At 57.9% G+C, this 15194-nt stretch carries 13 protein-coding genes, 1 tRNA gene and 1 pseudogene; 5 read left to right on the forward strand and 10 right to left on the reverse strand.

All coding sequences use genetic code 11. The annotated features are described in order from the left end of the window. From ihfA to ACY8GK_RS03770, 3 genes are all read left to right on the forward strand, one after another. Positions 1-303, forward strand: coding sequence for an integration host factor subunit alpha (gene ihfA, locus ACY8GK_RS03760; protein ID WP_009394049.1), 303 nt, complete (start codon positions 1-3; stop codon positions 301-303). Next, a complete protein-coding gene (locus ACY8GK_RS03765) occupies positions 284-640 on the forward strand; it encodes a MerR family transcriptional regulator (protein WP_196179845.1) in 357 nt (118 codons plus the stop codon). Before ihfA ends, ACY8GK_RS03765 begins: the two co-directional genes overlap by 20 nt. 106 nt (positions 641-746) lie before the next feature. Beyond that, positions 747-823 (forward strand) — tRNA-Pro (locus ACY8GK_RS03770). A 455-nt stretch (positions 824-1278) separates the two neighbouring features. On the opposite strand, the gene ACY8GK_RS03775 is transcribed toward ACY8GK_RS03770, so the two are convergent. The 9 genes and pseudogenes from ACY8GK_RS03775 to ACY8GK_RS03815 all read right to left on the reverse strand — a co-directional run bounded on the left by ACY8GK_RS03775 (position 1279) and on the right by ACY8GK_RS03815 (position 11130). After that, positions 1279-1620, reverse strand: coding sequence for a DUF6161 domain-containing protein (locus ACY8GK_RS03775; protein ID WP_462402340.1), 342 nt, complete (start codon positions 1618-1620; stop codon positions 1279-1281). A gap of 471 nt (positions 1621-2091) precedes the next feature. After that, positions 2092-3285 (reverse strand): aromatic amino acid transaminase, encoded by a 1194-nt coding sequence (locus ACY8GK_RS03780; RefSeq protein WP_462402341.1) that lies wholly within the window; start codon positions 3283-3285, stop codon positions 2092-2094. A gap of 19 nt (positions 3286-3304) precedes the next feature. After that, positions 3305-4453, reverse strand: a complete 1149-nt coding sequence (locus ACY8GK_RS03785; RefSeq protein WP_462402976.1) for an aminotransferase class V-fold PLP-dependent enzyme — start codon at positions 4451-4453, stop codon at positions 3305-3307. Between the two features lie 17 nt (positions 4454-4470). Next, the gene (locus tag ACY8GK_RS03790) at positions 4471-5868 is read right to left on the reverse strand and encodes a M20 family metallopeptidase (protein ID WP_462402342.1); all 1398 of its coding nucleotides are present in this window, start codon (positions 5866-5868) and stop codon (positions 4471-4473) included. 75 nt (positions 5869-5943) lie between these two features. Continuing rightward, positions 5944-6747 (reverse strand): annotated as a pseudogene (locus tag ACY8GK_RS03795) (ATP-binding cassette domain-containing protein); the annotation flags it as partial. After that, positions 6744-7733 (reverse strand): ABC transporter ATP-binding protein, encoded by a 990-nt coding sequence (locus tag ACY8GK_RS03800; protein WP_462402343.1) that lies wholly within the window; start codon positions 7731-7733, stop codon positions 6744-6746. The pseudogene ACY8GK_RS03795 and the gene ACY8GK_RS03800, both read right to left, overlap by 4 nt. Before the next feature lie 10 nt (positions 7734-7743). Next, positions 7744-8652 carry an ABC transporter permease gene (locus ACY8GK_RS03805; protein WP_462402344.1) on the reverse strand — a complete coding sequence of 303 codons (909 nt, stop codon included), beginning with the start codon at positions 8650-8652 and terminating at the stop codon, positions 7744-7746. 4 nt (positions 8653-8656) lie between these two features. Continuing rightward, positions 8657-9580, reverse strand: coding sequence for an ABC transporter permease (locus tag ACY8GK_RS03810; RefSeq protein WP_462402345.1), 924 nt, complete (start codon positions 9578-9580; stop codon positions 8657-8659). Positions 9581-9600: 20 nt separating this feature from the next. Then, complete coding sequence (locus tag ACY8GK_RS03815) at positions 9601-11130, reverse strand: ABC transporter substrate-binding protein (RefSeq protein WP_462402346.1); 1530 nt, start codon at positions 11128-11130, stop codon at positions 9601-9603. 74 nt (positions 11131-11204) lie between these two features. Here ACY8GK_RS03815 and ACY8GK_RS03820 point away from each other — a divergent pair, with 74 nt between their 5' ends. Beyond that, positions 11205-12185 (forward strand): LysR family transcriptional regulator, encoded by a 981-nt coding sequence (locus tag ACY8GK_RS03820; protein WP_462402347.1) that lies wholly within the window; start codon positions 11205-11207, stop codon positions 12183-12185. A 43-nt stretch (positions 12186-12228) separates the two neighbouring features. Here the strand turns inward: ACY8GK_RS03820 and ACY8GK_RS03825 are convergent, their stop codons facing one another. Beyond that, complete coding sequence (locus tag ACY8GK_RS03825) at positions 12229-13563, reverse strand: OprD family porin (protein WP_462402348.1); 1335 nt, start codon at positions 13561-13563, stop codon at positions 12229-12231. Between the two features lie 612 nt (positions 13564-14175). Between ACY8GK_RS03825 and ACY8GK_RS03830 the strand changes: the two genes are divergently transcribed. Next, positions 14176-15180, forward strand: coding sequence for an AraC family transcriptional regulator (locus ACY8GK_RS03830; protein ID WP_462402349.1), 1005 nt, complete (start codon positions 14176-14178; stop codon positions 15178-15180). Positions 15181-15194 lie beyond the last annotated feature (14 nt).

Consider the following 15194-nt stretch of genomic DNA (forward strand, 5'->3'; position numbering starts at 1 on the left):
ATGGGTGCTCTGACGAAAGCTGAGATGGCCGAAAGGCTGTACGAGGAGCTGGGACTTAACAAGCGCGAAGCCAAGGAGCTCGTCGAGCTGTTCTTCGAAGAGATTCGCCACGCGCTTGAAGACAACGAGCAGGTCAAGCTGTCCGGTTTCGGCAACTTCGACCTTCGGGACAAACGCCAGCGTCCGGGCCGCAACCCCAAGACTGGGGAAGAAATCCCGATCACCGCTCGCCGCGTCGTCACCTTTCGTCCAGGGCAGAAGTTGAAGGCCCGGGTTGAGGCCTATGCTGGAACCAAGCCATAACGACGAGCTGCCGCCCATACCAGGCAAACGCTACTTCACCATTGGCGAAGTCAGCGAGCTCTGTGCGGTGAAACCGCATGTGCTGCGTTATTGGGAGCAGGAGTTCCCCCAGCTCAACCCGGTCAAGCGGCGCGGGAACCGAAGGTACTATCAGCGTCAGGATGTGCTGATGATCCGCCAGATCCGCGCCTTGCTGTATGACCAAGGCTTCACCATCGGCGGTGCGCGCTTGCGCATGTCCAGTGACGAGGCCAAGGAAGATTCCACCCAGTACAAGCAGCTTATTCGGCAGATGATCGTCGAGTTGGAGGATGTACTGGTGGTATTGAAGAAATGACCTGAGCGGCTGGTTGGAAAGTTTTTTGAAAAAAAGCTTTCATTTATCAGGAGGTTAGGGTACATTTCTCAACGCTCTCAGATGGTTTGGGAGTGGCAACACCAGTCGGGGCGTAGCGCAGCCCGGTAGCGCACTTGCATGGGGTGCAAGGGGTCGAGTGTTCGAATCACTCCGTCCCGACCAAATAACTCCAAAGAATCCAGTCACTTAGCGGTGACTGGATTTTTTTATGTCTTTGTGTTTTTACGCCTATCAGAAATTTGCCCCACTTTTTGCCCCACCGAGATGCTGAGCAGATTCTGCATGCCGTTTAGCACATTAAAATCCGTGGCGGACAGCTGCTCGGGACTGATTACCTCTTTGGGCTAATGGCCAGGTGCTTTCGATCAATGGCCTTGTGGATAGTGGATTTAGGGTGGCGGCATTCGACCTATAGCTGTCTCGGATCGAGAGCAAAAATCGACCAGAAGCCCTTGCAGGTACTTCTGTCACCGTCGAGTGAGAGTTCTTCGCTGCCGGGCTAAGTTCGAGCTGCTGCTAGTCCGGGCGCTCCTGGCCAATACAGTCGTGTGGCGGCAGCCGTAACACTCACTGAGTTGGCCCGGCCTACATGACCAAGGCCGGAACCCGTGATGCGCTCAACTGACTTTCTTGTCAGAGATGGTTTTGAAAATCAGCTCAACAGGGCTGGAGAACGGGATCTCGTCCATAGTGCCCGACTTGGTTGATCCGAACAGGCTCTCCAGCACCAGCTTCCGGTCTTCTTCTGACTTCAGCTTGCCTTCGTTCAGCAAGGCTAGGTATGTCTCAGTGAACGTAATCCGCTCCTCGGCTTCCAACGCCAGGTGTGAGTGGGTATTGAACTGGCGAAGCGTAATTCTGATGAGAATTCCCAGGAGTGTGATCAGCAATGCAACTCCGGCCAAATCCGCGATCGCCGTAGCCACTTCAGTACCGGCCAGATGCGGGTAGACGTACATGATCAGATCCGGGTTGGGCAGACGAGGGAATAGGTCGGGGATACAGTGTTGGATTTGAATCCGCGGGGGCTCTCCCGGATTTTGCCTTGCCCGTGCTAGTTGGCTCGGCAGAACCTCAGGGGCTGCACGTATCAGCTGTTTAGTACACAGGGAGAGCATCGAGTTAAAAGGACGTGCTGCTCTAAGAAACGTTTGCGTGCTTCAGTGGTTTTACAGGCAACATTGAAAAAAGTTGCCACTACCCGCATGGCGGTGGTGAGCGTTGGCGCTGAAACCCGTCAGAACAGGACCTGTCCGATTTTTCCTCCGAATTAGCGATCGCGGCGACTCCGCAGGCTGAGCCGTAGCCCAGCTGCACGGAGTTCGTGCAACCAGGCAGGGGCACTTTGACGCACCACTATATGCGCACCTTGCTTGGTTCTGCGGGAATGCTTTCCCTACAATTGGCAGCAGACATGAGCGGGTAGCAGCTTAGATCCGAGCGGCACCACGCATCGCTTCTGCCACTCGTTGGATGTTGTTCCGGTTGATTGCAGCCATGCAAATGCGACCGTCACTCACGGCGTGCACGGCGAGCTCCGTCTTCATCCAGTGAACCTGTTCAGCGCTGAGGCCGGTATAAGAGAACAGGCCTTTTTGCCGAACCAGGCAGCTGAAGTCATGGGGGCCAGCGCCAACCGCCTCGAGCAGGGCGCCGCGCACGTCGTGAATCCGTACGCGCATATCCTCCAGCTCTTGGCGCCACAGTGCGGTCAGCGCGGGATCAGCCAGGATTTCGCTCACCACCATCGCGCCGTGGCTTGGCGGCGTGGAGTAAAGGGTGCGGGTGACGCCCTTGAGGAAATCATTGGCAGCTTCTGCCTGGCTGGAGTCTTCCGCAATCATGATCAACGCACCGACCCGTTCACCGTACAGCGCAAATGATTTGGAGAAGGACAGTGCGATCAGCAGCGGTACCCCTTTACGTGCCAGCAGGCGCACGGGGGCCAAGTCGCCCTCCAGACCTTCGCCAAATCCGGCATAGGCCACGTCGACAAAGGCCCTCAAACCGAGTTCCAGCAGTCGATCAGCGAGAACTTCCCACTGGGCGGTGGAGAGATCGGCGCCAGTAGGATTGTGACAGCAGCCATGGAGTACAACCAGCGCCCCCTTCGGCAAGCCGTTCAGACCTTGTAGCATGGCATCGAAATTCACGCCCCCCAGGTTACTGTCGTAGTAGGCGTAATGCAGAACTTGCCGCTGCGCCGCTTGCAAAATTGCGGGGTGATTGATCCAGGTGGGCTGACTCAAAGCCATTGGGGCTGTCGGCCAGAGCTGTCCAGCCAGCTCCGCTCCCAGCCTCACAGCGCCAGTGCCCCCCAGGGTCTGGAACACGGCCAGGCGGGGTTGAAGTGTGTTGAAAAGCTCGTCACTCAGGAGCATTCGAGCGGCATTTTCGCGAAGCGCTGGCAGGCCTTCGCCCATCAAATAGCCCCAAGGGTAATTGCGTTGAGCCAGCGCTTGTTGGGCTTGAGCGACGGCTTTCATCAGCGGGATACGTCCGTCCTCGTCGTAGCACATCCCTACGCTGAGATTGATTTTTTCTGCCCGCGGGTCGGCCATGAAATCCTGGAAGGCAATCAAGATTGGGTCCAGGCCACTGGGTTGTTTGGTGTGGAGTGGCATCGAAAAGTCCTTGTTGTAGTTAGGAATGAACCAGCTCGGCCAGCATCCGCACAGCATCACACACATCTCGCTGGGTGTTGTAGAAGTGTGGAGCGATGCGGATGACGTCATTGCGTGCAGAAACGATGAACCCGGCCTCTGCCATGCGCTGTTCGATTTTGGAGGCATCCCTGACGCGGATTGCCGTGTTGGCGGCTTTCAGTGCCGGATCGAGAGGGCTGGCGACTTCGAGGTCGTAGCGCGTAGCCATGTCGATGGTCACTTGTGACAGGTGCTGCTGCCAGCACTGGATGGCGGCCGACCCGGTGTCGTTGATCAGCTTGAGTGCCGCTTCGGCGATGAAGGCGGCCATCATGGGGGGAGTGCCGACATCGAAGCGAACTGCACCGGGCGCGTAGTCCAACTGTCTCAGGTCGAAGTCGAAAGGGTTGGCACGGCCAAACCAGCCGGTGAAGGATGGCTCGAGCTTCTGCGCCAGCTCGCGGCGCACATACAGGAAGGCAATCCCTGGGACGCCGAGCAAGTACTTCTGCACGCCACTGGCAAGCATGTCCACACCGCTCTGACGCACGTCGATTACTTCGCTGCCAGCGGCCTGATAGGCATCCACGAAGACCAGCGCGCCTTGGCGGTGAGCGTGCTCGGTGATGCGGGCAACATCCAGGCGCAGACCGTTGTAGTAGGACACCGCGGACAGGTTGACCAACATTGTGCGCTCGTCGATCGCGCTGCAATAGGCGGCGCAGTTGTCCTGCTGCGGATGGGTTTCGACGACCTGGATGTCGGCACCGTGGCGTTGCTGGGCATGCCAGAGTTGCCCCACTGAGGGGAAGTCCAGTTCGCCAAGCACGACACGATTGCGCGCGCCGCTGAAGTCGAGTGCGCTGGCGATGGATGCGGCCGCGTCGGTGACGCTGGCGCAGACCGCAATCTCATCCGGGTCTGCGTTGATCAGCCGGGCGAATTCCGCCTTGGCTGCAGTCACTTTACCCACCCAGAGGCCCCAATCCATACCGCGTTCACTCAAGCTGTCGAGGTACTCGTGGGCCGCGCTGCGCACGGGGAGGGCGAGCGCGCTCTGCGAGCAACTCGACAATTGCTTGAGGCGCTCCAGCGAGGGAAACAGTTCGCGTTGGGCGGCGAAAGGATGTTGCATATCGACCTCCATCAATTCTGACTACACGTTCAACGGTCTTTGAGCTTGCCGAAATCGTCACCCAAGTCCCACAGCAGGCCGGCCATGACCTGCAAGGATTCACGGGCAACGCTACCGAGCAGGTGTTCATTTGCCGCGTGCTGGGCACAAGCTGGATAGGAGTGCGGAACCCAGACGGTTGGCAGGTTCAGCAACTCGGCGAATGCGTCATTTGGCAAGGAACCGCCCAGGTTGGGCAGCAGGGCGGGCTCTTTGCCGGTGGTTTTGCGCAGTGACGACAGCCCCCATTTCACCCAGGCGCTGTCCGGGTCGAGGCGGGTAGCCATTGCTTCTTCGCCGTTTTGCTTGACCTCGATGTCGGTGAAACCGTGGGCGTCAAGGTGCTCACGGATGTGCTTGACGAAGTTGCGGTTGTCCGTGCCTACCACATAACGGATCTGACACATCGCATAGGCGTGTCCCGGGATAGCATTGACAGGGTTGTCAGGGTTGCCGGTCTTGAACGCGATGACTTCGAAGGTGTTCCAGCCGAACAGCTGCTCGGCTGGGGTAAGGCCCGGCTCGCCCCAATTCGGATCGATTGGCGGCGCACTCGGATCGCTGCCAACCTCAACACTCTTGAGCGCCTGGCGCACGCTGGCCGGCAGCTCATTGGGCAGTAGCTTGGGTGCCAGGACCTGGCCGCTTGGCGAGACCAGTGACGCGATTGCATGCGCCAGGCGGATCCCCGGGTTGGCCAGCACGCCACCCCAGTTGCCGGAATGGTGGCCGCCCGGGCGCAGCTTGATGGTGAAGTCGAAGTTCACGGCGCCGCGGGAGCCGCAGAAGATCGTAGGGTCCTCTGCGGACAGGCGAGGCCCGTCGGAGGCAATCAGCAGGTCAGCGGCGAGGGCTTCGCTCTGTTCGCGGCAGAACTGGTGCAGCCCTTGCGAACCGGCTTCCTCTCCCATTTCGAGCAGGATCTTGACGTTGTAGCCTAGGCGTCCTTCCCGGGCCTTTAGCACCGCTTCCAACGCCAGCAGGTTGACGGTGTGTTGACCTTTGTTATCGGCCGTTCCGCGGCCATACCAGACGTCGCCTTCAATGGTCAGGTTCCAGGGCGACAGCCCTTCGCGCCATTGATCGTCGTAACCATTGACCACGTCACCGTGACCATAGGTCAACAGGGTGCCAGCAGCATCCTGCTCCAGGCGCTCGGCGACCAGGAACGGGCTGCGGCCTGGCAGCGGGTTGTCCTGCACTCGGCAGGTGAAACCTAGCGCTTCCAGCTTGGGGATGATCAACTGATCAAGGTAGCTGTACAGTAAAGGCAGGCTTTCGCTGCGTTGGCTTTCGGTGGCTACGGCCACACGTTCGCGCAGGGTTTGTTCGAAATATCCGGTGTCGAAGTAGTCAGTTACCAGTTCGAGGGCATGTTGACGCGACATGAAGGCTCCGTTGTGCTCATGCAAAAGTGATAGAAGTGATGAAGCAGGGCGTTAGCTCAGCTCGAAATCCCGGGCAATGTCCGGTATGCCTAAACCTGGTTCGGGTGTCAGGGCACTGGCCAGAAGCATTCGGGTGTAGGGGTGTTCAGGATGATCAAACATCCGCTCCCGACTCTGGTGTTCCACTATCTGCCCGCGGTACATCACCGCGACGTTGTCGACCAAATGTTCAACCACGCCCAGGTCGTGACTGATGAACAGGTAGGTCAGACTCAGTTCGCGCTTGAGGTCCAACAGCAGGTTGAGAATTTGCGCCTGTACCGAGACATCCAGCGCTGAGGTCGGCTCGTCACAGATCAGAATGTCAGGTTTGAGCATCAGGGCGCGCGCAATAGCCACCCGCTGGCGCTGGCCACCGGACAGTTGGCCAGGGTACTGCTCGGCCGTGCGCTCAGGCATGCCCACCTGGTCTAACATCTGGCGCACTGCACGCTGCTGCTCCGCCGGCGTGCCCAGGCCATGCAGCTGCAGAGGCAGCCCCACGATCTCTGCAATAGTCTTGCGCGGATTCAGCGATGAGTACGGATCCTGGAAAACCGGCTGGATGGTCCGCGCCCGCTGCAGGCGTTCTTGTGCATTTAGGTCGCGGTTGTTGAGGAGGATGCGTCCGCTGCTTGGTTCGAGCAGGCCGAGCAACATCTTCGCCAGGGTACTTTTACCGCAGCCGGATTCGCCTACCAGGCCCAGGGTTTCCCCCTTGTGCACTTTCAGCGAGATGCCGTCGACGGCCTTGAGCTCAACGGGTGGATTGAAAAGGCCTTGACGCACTTGATAGGTACGCTTGAGGTCTATCAGCTCGAGAACGGTTTCGCGGCTCATGCCATTGCCCTCTGCGCAGCTTGCGGGGTCAGGTTGCAGTGCACCAAATGGGTTTCGGCCGCACCACGGCTGTCAACTGTCTTGCCGCAACGATCAAAGGCATGGCTGCAGCGGTTGGCAAATGCACAGCCTGAAACGGCGCCAATCAGGCTGGGTACCACACCTGGAATGGCCGTCAGATGACTGCCGGGCGCTGTCTTGCCGCGAACTGGGATGCAATTGAGCAAACTCTGGGTGTAAGGGTGTTGTGGGTTGGCAAAAAGCTCCCCAACCGGCGCCTGCTCAATGACACGGCCGGCATACATGACCGCGACCCGATCAGCGATGCGTGCTACCACGCCCAGGTCGTGGGTGATGAACAGCACGGCAGTACCGGTTTCCTGCTGAAGCTCTCGAATCAGCCGCAGGATCTGGGCCTGGATGGACACGTCCAGTGCGGTGGTCGGTTCGTCGGCGATAATCAGGTCAGGCTTGCACATCAGAGCCATGGCGATCATGACCCGCTGGCGCAGTCCACCGGACAGCTGGTGCGGGTACTGTTTCAAACGGGTAGCGGCATTCTGGATGCCAGTACGCTCCAGTAGATATACGGCCCGATCCAATGCCTCCTGCCGAGTCGCACCCTGGTGAAGACGAATAGCCTCGCACAACTGGTTGCCCAGCGTGTAGGAGGGATTCAGTGAGGTCATCGGCTCTTGAAAAATCATCGAGATCCGATTGCCACGCAGTTGGGAGCGCTCTTTGAAGCTGATATTGCGCAGGTCCATGCCATCAAAGTTCATCACATCGGCATCGACCTGGGCCTTCTTCGGGAGCAACCCCATCAGCGCCAGGGAGGTCAGCGATTTTCCGCAACCCGACTCACCGACGATGCACAACATCTCGCCCCGGTTAATTTGCAGGTCGATGCCACGGACGGCATTGACGGTGCCTTTGGCGGTAGGGAGCGCAACCCGTAGGTTCTTTACATCCAGCAAAGGTTTCATCGTGAAGTCCTCAATGACGGCCGTCAGGAGTGAGCAGGTCGCGAAGACCGTCGCCGATTAGGTTGATCGCCAGTACCAGCGCAACCAGCGCAATGCCAGGGATCATGATGACCCAGGGCTGGAAGTACATGTACGCCTTACCCTCGGAGATCATCAGGCCCCAGGATGGGGTCGGTGGCTGCACGCCAAGGCCCAGGAAAGAGAGCGTCGATTCCAGCAGGATGGCGTGAGCGATCTCGAGCGTGAACACCACGAGCAAGGCGCTGAGGATGTTGGGCAACAGTTCGCGAAGCAGGATGTAGGGCGTCGATGCTCCCAGCGTTTTGGCTGCCGCGATGAACTCAGAGTCACGCAGTTGCTGGGTGGCCGAACGGCTGACGATGGCGAATCGGTCCCACAGCAGCAATCCAAGAAGCAAGATGACCATTTTCAGTGAGCCACCAGTAAGCGCCGAAAGCGCCAGGGCCACGAGAATGACCGGCATGGCCAGGCGGGTGGTGATGATGTAGCTGACCACGCTGTCTACTCGTCCGCCGAAGTAGCCGGCAAGCACGCCCATCGTCGTACCTATCAGGCAGGACAGTAGCGCGGCGCTCAGGCCGATCAGCAGCGATACCTGGGCACCGTACAACAGACGACTCAGGTAATCGCGGCCCAGTTTGTCGGTGCCAAGGATGTGTTCCCAGGTGCCTTTCTCAGTCCAGACGGGTGGCAGCATGCGCTGGGCCATGTTCTGGGTGAACGGGTCGTGGGGCATCAACCAGGGGGACAACACGCCCGCGAGTGCAATCACGATGAAGATTGCCAGGCCGATCTGCAAGCTGCGTCGGCCACTCAGTTTTCTGGTCAGGCGATTGAGCACTCCAGGAGAGGGCATCACGGTTGGCGGCAGGGCGCGGCTAGAAGTTACAGTTCGCATGTGATCACCCTTGGCGCACGCGCATGCGCGGATCGAGATAGGCGTTGAGGACGTCCGCGAAGAACGTCAGGCCGATGTAGAACAGCGCAATGATCAGGACCACCGCTTGAACCACAGGGAAGTCGTTGCGGGAAATGGATACCCAGATCAGGCTGCCCAGCCCCTGTAGCGAGAACACTGACTCGATGACGATCGAACCGCCCAGCATAAAGCCGAGTTCGACTGCCACCAGCGCGATCACCGGGATGACGGCATTGCGCAAGGCGTGCTTGCATACCACTGTTGTATGGCCGAGACCTTTTGCATAAGCGGTACGGATGTAGTCCATCCCCAGCACATCCAGCATCCCTGAACGGGTGAGCCGGAGCATGGCCGGGACCGCATGCAGTGCCAGTGCGGCGCTTGGGAGCACGAAATGCTTCCAAGTGGTATTACCGGCGACGGGGAACCAGTGCAGGGTTACAGCGAACACGACGATAAACAGCAGCCCAGTGAAGAATGTGGGCATGGCTTGAGCGAGTACCGCCAGGCTCTGGGCAAACCGATCAATCCAGCTGTCGCGAAAGAAAGCCGACAGAACACCCAGTGGAATGGCGACGAGCACTGCCAGCAGCAGGGCGCTCACGCCCAGTCCCAGGGTAATTGGCAGGTGCCTGGAGATCAGCTCACTAACGGGTTCGGGTACAAAGAACGAATGCCCGAAGTCCAGCGTGAGTGCCTTGCCTAACCAGTTCAAGTATTGGTTAGGCAATGGCTGGTCGAGTTTATAGTCGATGCGGATTTGCTCGACCTGCTCTGCGGTGGCATCTGGGCCGGCAATGGCCGTTGCCAGATCGCCAGACAGGTTGAGCAGAATGAAGCTCACCATCGACACCGTGAGCGCGACACTCAAGGCGGTGAACAGTCGGCGCAGCATGAATACAAGCATGGCGCATTATCCTCGTCGGCTCAGTTCCAGTGCGCGCTGTAAAAACGCGGCAATTCGTCTGGGTAGTCCTGGAAGTTCAGGTCACTGGTGTAGGCATAGTTCAACGAGTAGCTGAACAGCGGTGCCCAATAGGCCTGCTCGGAGATGCGGCCCAGCGCTTTGCCGTAATCTGCGGCGCGAGCAACGGGGTCCATATCGGTGTCGGCACTGGCGAGCCACTGCTGCACCTGCGGGTCGCGGCTCTGGTCATCGCTACCGCCTTTGAAGTACACGCTGGGGAATGCTGATGCATCGTTGATCGACAGCGAGGCCCACGCTTGGAACGTCAGTGGCATCTTGCCCTCGCGGTAATCGGTCTGCATGGCCGTGGCTTTTAACATGTGCAACCTTGCGCGGATGCCGACCTTGCGTAGCTCACCAATGACAGCCTCGGCGTAATCACGATCGCGATACGCGTACAGGGTGGTATCGAAGCCCTTTGGGTAGCCCGCAGCCGTCAATAGTTCGATGGCTTTTTGCGGGTTGTACGCGTAATTGACCACAGAGTCGGTGTTGCAACCGACCTGAGTTCTGAAGCAGGCAGCATAGACAGGCTTGCTGCCGCCACCGACCATGTTTTTGCTCAACGACTCGCGGTTAACTGCGTAGTTGACGGCTTGGCGAACGCGAACGTCCTTAAATGGGGAGGAGGGGTCTGAGGTGCCGCGGCTGTCCATGGTCAAACTGCCAACCCGCATGGTCTCGCCACTTTTGACGATCAGGTTGGGCATCTGTTTCAGCGACTCTGCCTGGTCAGATGGCACTCGCCAAATCCAGTCGACTGCCCCCGTCATCAGCTGGGCTACTCGGGTTTCTTGATCCGGGATGGTCATGAACTTGAGGGCGCCGATCTGCGGCTTGCCTTGAGGGCTGCCATCAAAATAGTGCTCGTTGCGCACCATGCTGACACTTTGGCCAGGGACGACTTCAGTGATGCGGTAGGGGCCGGTGCCGATCGGCGCTTTGGCAAAGCCTTGCAGGCCGACTCGCTGGAAGTACTGGCCAGGGAGCATTGGCAATGCGCTGGACAGGTAATCCAGTGCCGCGGGGAACGGTGCCTTAAGGTGGATACGTACGCTGTATGGACCCAGCTTTTCCGCGCTGGCAATCCACTCTACCTGCTGGCGGGTGATGATCCGGGCTTCCGCAGAGGTGACGTAGTTGAGAGTGAAAACCACATCGTCGGCGGTAAAACTGTCGCCATTATGGAATTTCACATCTTCACGGAGCTGGAAATCAAGTTGAGTCGGCGAAGCCCAGTTCCACGATTTGGCCAATTGGCCAGAATATTTGCCCGTGGTGGGGTCCCGATAAAGCAACGTGTCCCAAACATGTCGCCCGACAATAACACTCTCGCGCAGCGAACTGTAATAAGGCGTGATGTTGTCAATTTCCGCATCAGATGCGTAAGTCAGGGAGTTGTCGATCTTCCCGGCATGTGCCCATGGTGCTGCGCAGAGGAGAGCGCCGGTGAGAGGAAGGGCCAGCAAAGCATTTTTTCTTATAAACATTATAAACCTGCCGAAGTGTCATCTTGTAAGAGGTAAAAACGGCTAGCAGTCGTCAAGTTACCGTGGACAGAGCGATGCTACAATTAGATAATGTCGCACGCTTCGTTGCTTTTTTTGCAATGCATACGAGAATTATTCGCATGAAATCAGATGCTCTAAAAAATACTGCAACCCGCTATTTCCTTGAGGTGGCTCGCTGCGGGTCGATTGCTGAGGCCTCTGAAAGACTTCATGTTGCCAATTCGGCAATCAGTCGTCAGATCGGCGGCCTCGAAGGGCTGATCGGAACGGCGCTTTTTGATCGAAAACCGCACGGGATGGTACTGACCGCAGCCGGCGAATTGCTTGCGGATTACGCAAGAAAAGCTGAACTCGAAGCTGATCGAGTGATATCGGATATTTTTTCGTTCGATGGCTTGCGTAAAGGCCGAGTGACACTGGCGTGTACGGAAGGATTTGCGCTGGACTATGTGCCGCATTTGATACTGCAGTTCAAGAAAAATTTTCCTAACATTCATTTCGATGTGTCGGTTGGCAGCGTGCTGCGAATTGCAGAATGGGTCAAGGATGGGAGTGCCGATATTGGTCTGACATTCAATCGCCTGGCTGAAAAAGATATCAAAGTGGAATATCGACAGCCTGCCATAGTGTTGGCAGCGATGAGACCTGGGCACCCGCTGAGTGGGAGGGCGTACCTTTCGTTGCAGCAGTTGAGTGCCTATCCGATGGTGTTGCCAGGACCCGAGGCCAGCCTGCGGCAGGTTTTTGATGTGGCCTGCAGCCGTCAAGGGCTGGTGATCGAACCCGCAGTGGTGAGCAATTCGCCAATGATCCTGCATCACTATGTGGCCAACAGCGATGCCATTACCTTGTGTGGTGAAGTGTCGATTCGTTACCGTCTGGCGCAGGGGAGTTGCGCTGCGGTCCCGATCAAAGATCGCGTGCTCAATGATCGCACCATCGAACTTCAGACGCTTCAGGGGCGCACCTTGCCTCGTGTCGTGGATACCTTTCTCGGGTATTTGAAAAAGCACCTCAGCGAGACGCAAATCTGAACACCCTCAGCCTTGCGGGGCTGAGGGGTTTGCGTATATTGGATCACAGCAATTTGAACGGATACTCCACAATCAGGCGCGTTTCATCGATGTTACGCAACGGCTGGTCGGGGTTCTCGCGCACGGTGGCTTGTCGCACGCGGAAGCTGACGTCCTTGGCGGGGCCGCTTTGAATGACGTACTTGACGTCGATGTTACGCTCCCAGTGCCGAGTATCAGGTCCCCAGCGGCGGGCATAGTCGCCGTTAGGGTCGGCGTGGCTGCCATCACCGCGACCGATCTGGTGTCTTATCATGAAGCTCAGTCCAGGAATACCGTACCCGGCCATGTTGAGGTCGTAGCGTAGCTGGAAGGCTTTTTCCCGCGGTCCCTGGAATTCGTCGACTTGCATTGCCATCGGCATGGCCAGTCCCGTGGCCTTGCCGTCGGCAAACGCCAAATCTTCGAGCACGGTATCACTATCGTTTTTCTGCGCGCCGACGGTGAAGGTGTGCGAGCCGATGCTGTAAGCTACGGTCAGTGCTGCAGCAAACCCATCGATCTTGCCGGCCAGCGACTGCCCGGTGTCTTGTTGGCGATAGGTATTCACTGCAAATTTCAACTGCTGGCCTTGAGTGATCGGCCAGGTGTAATTGCCGCCGGCGTAGTAGAGGGTGAAGATGTCCTTGGCTTCGGCCACATAAAACGAGGCGTTAAGGTTGGAGGTGAAGTCGTAGCGACCTCCTCCGTAGCGATATCGCTTGACCTCGCGGTTGCCGTACGCGGTTTTGACGATGTCATAGGTGGAACCTGAGCCGGCCAATCCAGAGGTGAAACTGGCCAGTTCCAGGGTCGTGTTCGCCAGGTCGTTGCTTTGCAACTGCCAGCCATGGGCGATCTGCGGGAAAAGACGGCCGCCGACGTCTGCGTAGATGGCGGGCGTGTTGGGAATGAAGTCGCCAATGTTCAGCTGCGTCCGCGACAGCCGCACCTTGAGTGTGCCACCGGCGGTACCGTAAGTGTCATTGGCTCTACGGTCATCGCCGATCGGTAGCAGCTGAGTGCCGGTGGTGCCGCCGCCGCTGTCAAGCTTGACGGCGCCGCGGGTGTAAGCGTCCAGGCCAAAGCCCACCGTGCCCTGAGTGAAACCGGAGGCATAGTTCAGCGAGGCGCCCTGTACCCACTCTTCGCGTTTTCCGGCGCCATACGAGTTGCTTGCACCCTTGCGAAAGTCCCTGTTGAAGTAAAAATTGCGCAGTAAACCGGTGAGGGATTGTTCCTCAATAAAGCCTTTGCTTTCGGATTGGTCGCCCACGGCCAGAGCGGCGTTGCTCAGCAGCAGGATGCTTGCACAGGCGGCGCCGGCACTCAGGATTTTCAGCGGGATTTTGCAACGCATGGTCAGTTCCCCAGTCAGTCATCAGCAGTAGCGAGGGTGCAATGGGCGCTGACCTGAACCGTGAAGCATTCTCAGTGTACTGATCGCCGGCGTTGTTACTGATGGCGGTAGCGACGACGTTCCAGCAAGAACGGCGCCAACACGATAGGCTTTTATGGTTATCGGTTCATGCCCGTGTCTTGCCGTCTGTCTCAACGGCTTCGACCGGCTCATTCTGCGATCACGGAGCGCTGATCAATAGCCATAAAATGCTGCCTCGCTAGCCGCATTGTTAAAGAATGATTGCGGGCAGAACTGGATGCAGAATTCTGGGCATGTTGGGAGCTGACGGCATGGCGGGGCGGGTCGGATACTCAGTGGTGGGCAGGAACTTAATGCATAAAATTCTGAGTTGGCGCAATTTTTTCGTTTCCTGACAGAGATTTATGGTTTGTCGTGCTGCATAACAACGCACGAAAGGGTGACCTGCGCTTGATTGGTGCTTGGAGTTGGATCAATTCAGTTGTATATTCTGAATCCAGTAATGCTTCATGACTTCCGCGCTTTGGTACGTTCCTTGCTGCAACATGCGAACCGATGGCGGCATAACAAAGATAAAACGGGGTCACCGTAATGAATCAGCAGAATCGGCTGGATTTTCGTGAAATCCACACGGGGCGAAGCGATATTCAAAGTGCACGGCGCTGGATGACCCAGATCAACGGGCCGCATTGGCTGCAAGCGCAGGCCCCTCAGATGGTGGAATTCAGCCACAGCGCCTGCGTGATGCGCTCTATGTCCACGACGCTGGGCTGTCTCAGTTATGGTACCGACGTAACGGTTGGAATCGAGCGTGCGCAGCACCTGAAAGGGTACAGTGCGAGCCTGCCATTGACTGGCTTTCAGGTGCTGCGCAAGGACGGTCAGCGATACGTCTCCGATGCCGATCACGGACTCATTCTTAGTCCTGATGAAGACCAGGAACTGATGATGTCAGGCGACTGCCGCAAGCTTCTGATTTCAATCACGCGCGCAGCTATGCGCAGTTGCCTGGACGAACTGCTGCAGAGCCCGAGCGTCGAGCCGCTGCGTTTTGAGCCGTTGATGAATGCAGGGGATGAAACGGTCGCCTCCTGGTGGCGCTCGGTGCGTTATCTGCTCGAAGAGATCCCGCGTTGCCAAGCGCTGTATAGCCACGTGGCGTATGCCAGGGATATCGAGACGGCCTTGGTCAAGGGACTGATCCTGGCGCAACCAAACAACTACAGTCAGCAATTGCGCGAAGCCAGCGCCGCGAGGATGCCGCACTACCTGATCAAGGCGCGCGACTTCATCCGGCAGCAAGCTGCAATGGATCTGTGCCTCGAGGACATCGAGCAGGCTGCGGGCATCTCGCGGGCGAAGCTTTTTGAGGGTTTCAAGCGCTACTTTGATACGACGCCCATGGCGTGTCTCAAACGTACCCGGCTTGAGATGGCCCGGCGTGCCTTGCTCGAAGAGCCAAACAATCGGAACGTCTCGGTTGTGGCTCTTAACTGTGGCTTCAAGCATCTCAGTCGGTTCTCCAGCGAATACCGAAAGCTCTTTGGCGAGTGCCCCTCAGTGACAGCGCAGCGCAATCGGATCGCAACACCGTGACGGCTCCAATTGAC

The sequence above is a fragment of the Pseudomonas sp. Marseille-QA0332 genome, assembly GCF_054950175.1.

Coding starts and splice junctions, on each gene's coding strand:
- ACY8GK_RS03825 (WP_462402348.1), bottom strand. CDS start 13,563: ATGCGTTGCAAAATCCCGCTGAAAATCCTGAGTGCCGGCGCCGCCTGT.
- ihfA (WP_009394049.1), top strand. CDS start 1: ATGGGTGCTCTGACGAAAGCTGAGATGGCCGAAAGGCTGTACGAGGAG.
- ACY8GK_RS03790 (WP_462402342.1), bottom strand. CDS start 5,868: ATGTCGCGTCAACATGCCCTCGAACTGGTAACTGACTACTTCGACACC.
- ACY8GK_RS03780 (WP_462402341.1), bottom strand. CDS start 3,285: ATGCCACTCCACACCAAACAACCCAGTGGCCTGGACCCAATCTTGATT.
- ACY8GK_RS03775 (WP_462402340.1), bottom strand. CDS start 1,620: ATGTACGTCTACCCGCATCTGGCCGGTACTGAAGTGGCTACGGCGATC.
- ACY8GK_RS03820 (WP_462402347.1), top strand. CDS start 11,205: ATGCTACAATTAGATAATGTCGCACGCTTCGTTGCTTTTTTTGCAATG.
- ACY8GK_RS03765 (WP_196179845.1), top strand. CDS start 284: ATGCTGGAACCAAGCCATAACGACGAGCTGCCGCCCATACCAGGCAAA.
- ACY8GK_RS03805 (WP_462402344.1), bottom strand. CDS start 8,652: ATGCGAACTGTAACTTCTAGCCGCGCCCTGCCGCCAACCGTGATGCCC.
- ACY8GK_RS03830 (WP_462402349.1), top strand. CDS start 14,176: ATGAATCAGCAGAATCGGCTGGATTTTCGTGAAATCCACACGGGGCGA.
- ACY8GK_RS03815 (WP_462402346.1), bottom strand. CDS start 11,130: ATGTTTATAAGAAAAAATGCTTTGCTGGCCCTTCCTCTCACCGGCGCT.
- ACY8GK_RS03785 (WP_462402976.1), bottom strand. CDS start 4,453: ATGGAGGTCGATATGCAACATCCTTTCGCCGCCCAACGCGAACTGTTT.
- ACY8GK_RS03800 (WP_462402343.1), bottom strand. CDS start 7,733: ATGAAACCTTTGCTGGATGTAAAGAACCTACGGGTTGCGCTCCCTACC.
- ACY8GK_RS03810 (WP_462402345.1), bottom strand. CDS start 9,580: ATGCTTGTATTCATGCTGCGCCGACTGTTCACCGCCTTGAGTGTCGCG.